Below are 6,259 nucleotides of genomic sequence, written 5' to 3'. Positions count from 1 at the left end.
CCAGGGAGAGGCCGCCGATCGACGGCCGCTGCTCGACCGGGTCGCCGAGGACCCAGACCCCGCTGCCCCGTCACCTCCAGGTGACGGGGCCCTTCCGCGTACGGGCGCGGGAGCGTCAGACGGCGGCCTTGCCGGCCGCGAAGGTGCGGGCGGTCTGCGCCACGCGGCGGCCGAGGTGCTCGGCGGTGGCGACGTCGGCCTTGTGGACGCCCTCCGGACCGAGGTCGTTGTGGGTCTGGGCGCCGGCGCCGGCGAAGAAGCCGAGGCGGTTGAGGTCGTTCTCGGAGGCCTCGCTGGTGTTCCAGCCGGGCTTCAGGCCGAGGTTGACCCAGGTCATGCCGTGCTGGCCGGCGAGGGTCTGGAAGAACTGCAGGGTGTGCAGCTTGTCGCCGCTCTTGGAGCCGGAGTTGGTGAAGCCGGCGGCGAGCTTGTCCAGCCAGGCGTCGGTGAACCAGCGCTTCGAGGTGGCCTCGGCGAACTGGTGGAAGGCGCCGGAGGCGGTGCCCATGTAGGTCGGGGAGCCGAAGACGATCGCGTCGGAGGCGTCGAGCAGCTCCCACTCGGCGTCGGTGATCCCGTCGACCTTGATCAGATGGACGGTGGCGCCCGCGTCGGCGGCGCCGTCACGGACGGCCTCGGCCAGGACCGCGGTGTGGCCGTAGCCGGAGTGGTAGGCGATGGAGACGACGGGGCTGGTCACAGAAGACTCCTCGAAGGGGCGTGCGGGTGATGACCAGAAGTAGAGCACTAACTTTTGGAAAGCGCAAGCAGATGGTTAGCGCACTCGTGACGGTAAGCGCTGTGCCGGAGTACGGTGGAGCCATGACTGACGACCTCGCCTACGACGTGTTCGCGCGCGCCTGCCCCTCGCGCGGCACGCTGGAGCACGTGACGGGCCGCTGGGGCAGCCTGACCCTGAGCGCCCTGCACGAAGGGACGTTCCGCTTCAACGAGCTGCGGCGCCGGGTCGACGGCGTGAGCGAGAAGATGCTGTCGCAGACCCTGCACGCCCTGGAGCGCGACGGCCTCGTCCACCGCGAGGCCCAGCCCACGAACCCGCCGCGGGTCGACTACCGGCTCACCCCGCTCGGCCGCGAGGTCGCGGAGCGGCTGATCGGCCTGATCGAGCTGGTCGAGGGGCGGATGGACCAGGTCCTGACCGCCCGCGAGAGTTACGACGCGGAACGCGCCGGAACCGCCGCCGGGGCCGTCACCGCCTGACGGCTCAGACGGTGGTGCGCGGCGGGCGCTGGCAGCGCGGGCAGAAGTAGCTGGACCGGTTCATCCAGGCGCGGCGCCGCATCGGCGTACCGCAGCGGCGGCAGGGCTCGTCCTCGCGTCCGTAGGCGTCCAGCGAGCGGTCGAAGTAGCCGGACTCGCCGTTGACGTTCACGTACAGGCTGTCGAAGCTGGTGCCGCCGGCGTCGAGCGCCGCGTTCATCACGTCCCTGACGTGCCCGAGGAGCTCGGCCGAGCGCGGCCGGGTCAGGGTGGCGGTCGGCCGGTCGTAGTGCAGCCTCGACCGCCAGAGCGCCTCGTCGGCGTAGATGTTCCCGACGCCGCTGATCAGCGACTGGTCGAGCAGGGCCCGCTTGATCGTCGTACGGCGCAGCCGCAGCGCGCCCTGGAAGGCGGCGTCGTCGAAGGCCGGGTCCAGCGGGTCGCGGGCGATGTGCGCGATGACGTCCGGGAGCCCGTCGGGGGTCTGGTCGTGGAGCGAGAGGCCGCCGAAGGTGCGCTGGTCGACGAAGCGCAGCTCGGTGCCGAGGGAGTCGTCGAAGCGGACCCGGATGCGCAGGTGCTTCTCGTCCGGGGCGTCCTCCGGCTGGACGAGGAGCTGACCGCTCATGCCGAGGTGTCCCAGGACGGAGGTCCCGGTCTCCGCCAGCGGCAGCCAGAGGTACTTCCCGCGCCGCCGCGCCCCCTCGAAGCGCTGTCCCTTCAGCCGGGCCGCGAAGTCCTCGCCGCCCGCCGGGTGGCGCCGTACGGCCCTGGGGTGCAGCACCTCGACCTCGGTCACGGTCCGTCCGGCGACCCAGCGCTCCAGACCGCGCCGTACGACCTCGACCTCGGGCAGCTCGGGCACGGGACTCCTCCGGAAGGGGACGGGGTGGTCCGGCCAGCCTACCGCCCGGGGCCCCCGGAAACGGCTCCGCCCGCCCCTGGCGGGGGCGGGCGGGAAGGCTCTGCCGAAGGAGCGCGGGAGTGCGCGGGGTCGCGGTCAGGCGGTGGCCGGGGTGGCCCCGTCCTTCCGGTCCTGCTCGCCGACCGTGCCGGCGTCCGCCGCGGCCTTCGCCGCCGCCAGGCGCTCGTCCGCGGCCGCGCGGATCGCGCGCCACGCGGACTCCGCCGCCTGCTGTTCCGCTTCCTTCTTGCTGCGGCCGGTGCCGGTGCCGTACGAGACACCACCGACGCGGGCGGCAGCGGTGAAGGTCTTCTCGTGGTCCGGACCCTCCTCGGAGACGAGGTACTCCGGGACGCCCAGACCCTCGGCCGCGGTGAGCTCCTGGAGGCTGGTCTTCCAGTCCAGGCCGGCACCGAGGTTCGAGGACTTCTCGATCAGCGGGTCGAAGAGCCGGTGCACCAGCTCGGACGCCGCGTCGAGGCCCTGGTCGAGATAGACCGCGCCGATCACCGCTTCGAGGGTGTCGGCGAGGATGGACGCCTTGTCCCGGCCGCCCGTGCCCTCTTCGCCCCGGCCGAGCCGGATGAAGGAGCCGAGTTCGAGGCCGCGCCCGACCTCCGCCAGCGCACGCGAGTTGACCACCGCGGCCCGCAGTTTGGCCAGCTGGCCTTCCGGCAGGTCGGGGTGGGTGCGGTACAGCGTGTCCGTGACCACCAGGCCGAGCACGGAGTCCCCGAGGAACTCGAGGCGCTCGTTGGTGGGCAGACCGCCGTTCTCGTACGCGTACGAGCGGTGGGTCAGCGCACGCACCAGAAGGGCGGACTCGAGCTGATACCCGAGCCGCCCTTCCAGAAGCGTGTGGGACGAGGCTGCGCTGATGTTCTCAGACATCGTGCCTCTCACCAGCCACTCAGACCGAGAGGACCTGGCGCTTGTTGTAGGTGCCGCAGCTCGGGCACGCGATGTGCTGCAGCTTCGGCTCCTGGCAACGCTCACACGAAACCAGGGTGGGGACCGCAGCCTTCCACTGCGACCGGCGGTGGCGCGTGTTGCTGCGCGACATCTTCCGCTTCGGAACAGCCACGGCTACTTCTCCTGCTTCTCGGCGGCGCTTCGGACGTCCCCGTCAGAGGCTTTGCCGCTCATGTTGTCCTTCTCATCGGTTCCCAGCGAACCGGCGAGTCCCTGCAGTGCCGCCCAACGGATGTCGACGGCTTCATGGTGGTGGTCCGGGTTCTCGTTCAGGTTGGTTCCGCACTCGGAACACAGACCCGCACAGTCCTCCCGGCACACCGGCTGCATCGGCAGTGCGAGCACCACCGCATCACGCAGCACGGGTTCGAGGTCGAACATGCCGTCCTCGAGGGGGATCATGTCCTCGTCGTCCTCGGCTTCGTCGTCCGCGGCCGCCCTGGAGCGGCCCCGGTCGTCGGAGTCGGGGTACGAGAACATCTCCTGGAAGTCCACGTCGAGCTCCAGCTCGACGGGCTCCAGACACCTTACGCACTCCCCCTCGGCCGATGCACGGGCGGTGCCTGTGACAAGCACCCCTTCCATGACCGACTCAAGACGGAGATCGATTTCCACCGGAGAGCCCTCGGGCACTCCGATCACTCCTTCGACGCCGAACGCAGCGTTGCCGCCGGGCGCCTCGACCGAACGCGAGAGCCGCTGCAGGGCACCAGGACGCCGCCCCAGCTCGTGCGTGTCGAACACGAGGGGGTTGCGGTGGTCGAGGCGCGTGCTCAGGGCTCTTCCTGCTTTCGGATCGTTCTGCGGCGTGAGAGGAGGCTGCCGGACGTGGGCAGCGGGGATCGCGGACATAGCGCGACCGAAGGGCCAGGATACTGGACGCTTCGCTCAGGGCCCAATCCGGGCTCCCCGCCCCTTACTGCCCCTGTTCGTACCGGCGCAGCTGCTCCAGGTCGATCATGCTCGTGTCGAAGAAGCTGGTCTCGTCGAGCGCGGCGGCCTGCTGCGGCTGGGCCTGCGGAGCGTACTGCGGCTGCTGCTGCTCGTAGCCGTACTGCCCCTGGTACGCGTAGGGGTCCTGCTGCTGGTAGCCGTACGCGTCGGGCTGCTGCTGGTACGCGTAGGCGGGGTCCTGCTGGGGCTGCTGGTAGCCGTACGGGTCGGGCTGCTGCTGGGCCGGGATCGGCGCCGGCTCGGGGTCGGAGAGCTCCGCGAGCCCGGCGAGGTAGTCCGCGTCGCTGGTGTGGACCGCGCCGCCGAGGCCGTCCTGCGCGGCCATGTGCTCGCCGAGGGCGTCCGTGGCGATCCGGCCGTGCAGCTTCTGCCGGCCCCGCCCGACGGCCTCCAGGGTCTTGCTGAGGACGGCCTCGAAGGCGCCCAGCTTCGCGTCCACGTACTCGTCGGCCCGCTGGATGAGGGTCCCCGGGTCGGCGCTGTACTCGGGGGCGTCCGCGTCGGCGTAGCCGTCCCGGTCGAGGCCCGGGCCGCGGCCGAGGAGCTTCTCGCGCCCGCGGTCGACGGAGCCGATGGTCTTGTTGAGGACGACCTCGAAGTTGGCGAGCTTGGAGTCCACGTAGTCGTCGGCCTCGGCCCGTACCTCCTCGGCCTCGCGGCGGGCCTCGGCGAGGATCCGGTCGGCCTCCTCCTGCGACTCGCGGGCGACCTGGGTGTCGGAGACGATCGAGCCCCGCTCGGCGTGGGCGGCCTCGATGATCCGCTCGGCCTCCTGGCGGGCCTGCTCGACCATCTGCTCACGGCCGCCGATCAGCTCCTGGGCCTGGGCCAGGGAGCCGGGCAGGGCCTGGCGCACCTCTTCGAGCAAGGCGAGCAGCTCGGCGCGGTTGACCACGCAGGATGCCGACATGGGCATGGAACGGGCGCCCTGCACGGTCGCGACGATCTCGTCGAGCTTCTTCTGCACGTCCACCTGGTGCTCGCCACTCTCTACAGCTGGATGGAGACGGACGGGACGACTGTAAGGGCAGTCGGCGCCCGTCCGACACCAGGTGACGGAGCGTCAGCGGCGGTGGCCGCGCGTCACTTCCGGGCGAGTCGCTCGGTCAGCCGCGGGAGGACCGTCGGCGGGACCAGGTGGGAGACGTCGCCGCCCCAGGCGGCCACTTCCTTGACCAGGGAGGAGGAGAAGAAGCTGTACGTCGGGTTGGTGGGGACGAAGAGGGTCTCGACGCCCGAGAGGCCGATGTTCATCTGGGCCATCTGCAGCTCGTAGTCGAAGTCGCTGACCGCGCGCAGTCCCTTGACGATCGCGGGGATGTCGCGCTGCTTGCAGAAGTCGACGAGGAGGCCGTGGAAGGACTCCACCTCGACGTTCCCGAAGTCGGCGGTGACCTCGCGGATGAGCTCTATCCGCTCGTCGACCGTGAAGAGGCCCTTCTTCGACTGGTTGATCATCACGGCCACGTGTACGACGTCGTACAGCTTGGAGGCGCGGGCGATGATGTCGAGATGTCCGTTGTGGATGGGGTCGAATGACCCCGGACAGACGGCGCGGCGCAACTTGTGTCCCTCGCTCTCCGGTCCGGTCATCGTGCGTCTTCGCACGTAGAGGCGGCGCGACCGTACCAAAACGTTCCCTCGCCGTAGCGACGGGATCGCAGGGGTTCGAAGCCCTCGGGCCAGCCGAACTCCCCGCCTCGGGTGCTGCGCTCCACGGTGACCAGGGCATCCTCGCTCAGCCAGCCCCCCGAGCGCAGTGTGAGGAGAATCTCGCGGAGGTCGTCGTCCCCGACGGCGTAGGGCGGGTCGAGGAAGACCAGGTCGTACGGGTCGGCGGGGGCCGGTCCCGTCACGATCTGCTCGGCCTTGCCGGTGCGGAGTTCGGCGCCGGGCAGGCCGATCGAGCGGACGTTGTCCCGGATCGTCTTCGCGGCGCGGGGGTCGGCCTCGACGAGGAGGGCGTGGGCGGCGCCCCGGGAGAGGGCCTCCAGGCCGACGGCGCCGGAGCCCGCGTACAGGTCGGCGACCCTGGCCCCGGCCAGGCCCTGGAACGACTCCCAGGTGGAGAAGAGGCCTTCCCGCGCCCGGTCGGAGGTGGGGCGGGTGCCGTTGCCGGGGGGCACGGCCAGGCGCCGTCCGCCGGCGCTGCCGGCGATCACGCGGGTCATCGGTGTCCTCGTCCTGCGTCGTCCAATGCGTACGTCC

At 71.0% G+C, this 6,259-nt stretch carries 9 protein-coding genes; 1 reads left to right on the top strand and 8 read right to left on the bottom strand.

The features are described 5' to 3' along the window. Positions 1 to 115 precede the first annotated feature (115 nt). Positions 116 to 700 (bottom strand): flavodoxin family protein, encoded by a 585-nt coding sequence (locus tag ABZ318_RS28085; protein WP_356905257.1) that lies wholly within the window; start codon positions 698 to 700, stop codon positions 116 to 118. Between the two features lie 122 nt (positions 701 to 822). Here ABZ318_RS28085 and ABZ318_RS28080 point away from each other — a divergent pair, with 122 nt between their 5' ends. Next, entirely contained in the window at positions 823 to 1,221 is a 399-nt protein-coding gene (locus ABZ318_RS28080; RefSeq protein WP_356905256.1) for a helix-turn-helix domain-containing protein, read from the top strand. A gap of 4 nt (positions 1,222 to 1,225) precedes the next feature. Here the strand turns inward: ABZ318_RS28080 and mutM are convergent, their stop codons facing one another. The 7 genes from mutM to rsmD all read right to left on the bottom strand — a co-directional run bounded on the left by mutM (position 1,226) and on the right by rsmD (position 6,222). Further along, the gene (gene mutM / locus ABZ318_RS28075; RefSeq protein WP_356905255.1) at positions 1,226 to 2,086 is read right to left on the bottom strand and encodes a bifunctional DNA-formamidopyrimidine glycosylase/DNA-(apurinic or apyrimidinic site) lyase; all 861 of its coding nucleotides are present in this window, start codon (positions 2,084 to 2,086) and stop codon (positions 1,226 to 1,228) included. A 135-nt stretch (positions 2,087 to 2,221) separates the two neighbouring features. Beyond that, positions 2,222 to 3,016, bottom strand: a complete 795-nt coding sequence (gene rnc, locus ABZ318_RS28070; protein WP_123455586.1) for a ribonuclease III — start codon at positions 3,014 to 3,016, stop codon at positions 2,222 to 2,224. Positions 3,017 to 3,035: 19 nt separating this feature from the next. Further along, complete coding sequence (gene rpmF / locus ABZ318_RS28065; RefSeq protein ID WP_015036448.1) at positions 3,036 to 3,209, bottom strand: 50S ribosomal protein L32; 174 nt, start codon at positions 3,207 to 3,209, stop codon at positions 3,036 to 3,038. A gap of 2 nt (positions 3,210 to 3,211) precedes the next feature. After that, positions 3,212 to 3,949, bottom strand: a complete 738-nt coding sequence (locus ABZ318_RS28060) for a DUF177 domain-containing protein (protein WP_356905254.1) — start codon at positions 3,947 to 3,949, stop codon at positions 3,212 to 3,214. Positions 3,950 to 4,013: 64 nt separating this feature from the next. Continuing rightward, the gene (locus ABZ318_RS28055) at positions 4,014 to 5,024 is read right to left on the bottom strand and encodes an ATP synthase F0 subunit B (RefSeq protein ID WP_356905253.1); all 1,011 of its coding nucleotides are present in this window, start codon (positions 5,022 to 5,024) and stop codon (positions 4,014 to 4,016) included. Positions 5,025 to 5,134: 110 nt separating this feature from the next. Then, positions 5,135 to 5,614 (bottom strand): pantetheine-phosphate adenylyltransferase, encoded by a 480-nt coding sequence (gene coaD / locus ABZ318_RS28050; RefSeq protein ID WP_356905258.1) that lies wholly within the window; start codon positions 5,612 to 5,614, stop codon positions 5,135 to 5,137. Between the two features lie 26 nt (positions 5,615 to 5,640). Then, positions 5,641 to 6,222: a 16S rRNA (guanine(966)-N(2))-methyltransferase RsmD gene (gene rsmD / locus ABZ318_RS28045; protein WP_093873903.1), complete on the bottom strand. Its 582-nt coding sequence runs from the start codon at positions 6,220 to 6,222 to the stop codon at positions 5,641 to 5,643. Positions 6,223 to 6,259 lie beyond the last annotated feature (37 nt).

This window comes from Streptomyces sp. NPDC006197, from assembly GCF_040613865.1.
GTDB lineage: Bacteria > Actinomycetota > Actinomycetes > Streptomycetales > Streptomycetaceae > Streptomyces.
Note: the sequence above shows the minus strand (reverse complement) of the source record. Positions and strands in the feature narration are given on the sequence as shown.

Coding starts and splice junctions, on each gene's coding strand:
- ABZ318_RS28060 (WP_356905254.1), bottom strand. CDS start 3,949: ATGTCCGCGATCCCCGCTGCCCACGTCCGGCAGCCTCCTCTCACGCCG.
- rnc (WP_123455586.1), bottom strand. CDS start 3,016: ATGTCTGAGAACATCAGCGCAGCCTCGTCCCACACGCTTCTGGAAGGG.
- rsmD (WP_093873903.1), bottom strand. CDS start 6,222: ATGACCCGCGTGATCGCCGGCAGCGCCGGCGGACGGCGCCTGGCCGTG.
- ABZ318_RS28080 (WP_356905256.1), top strand. CDS start 823: ATGACTGACGACCTCGCCTACGACGTGTTCGCGCGCGCCTGCCCCTCG.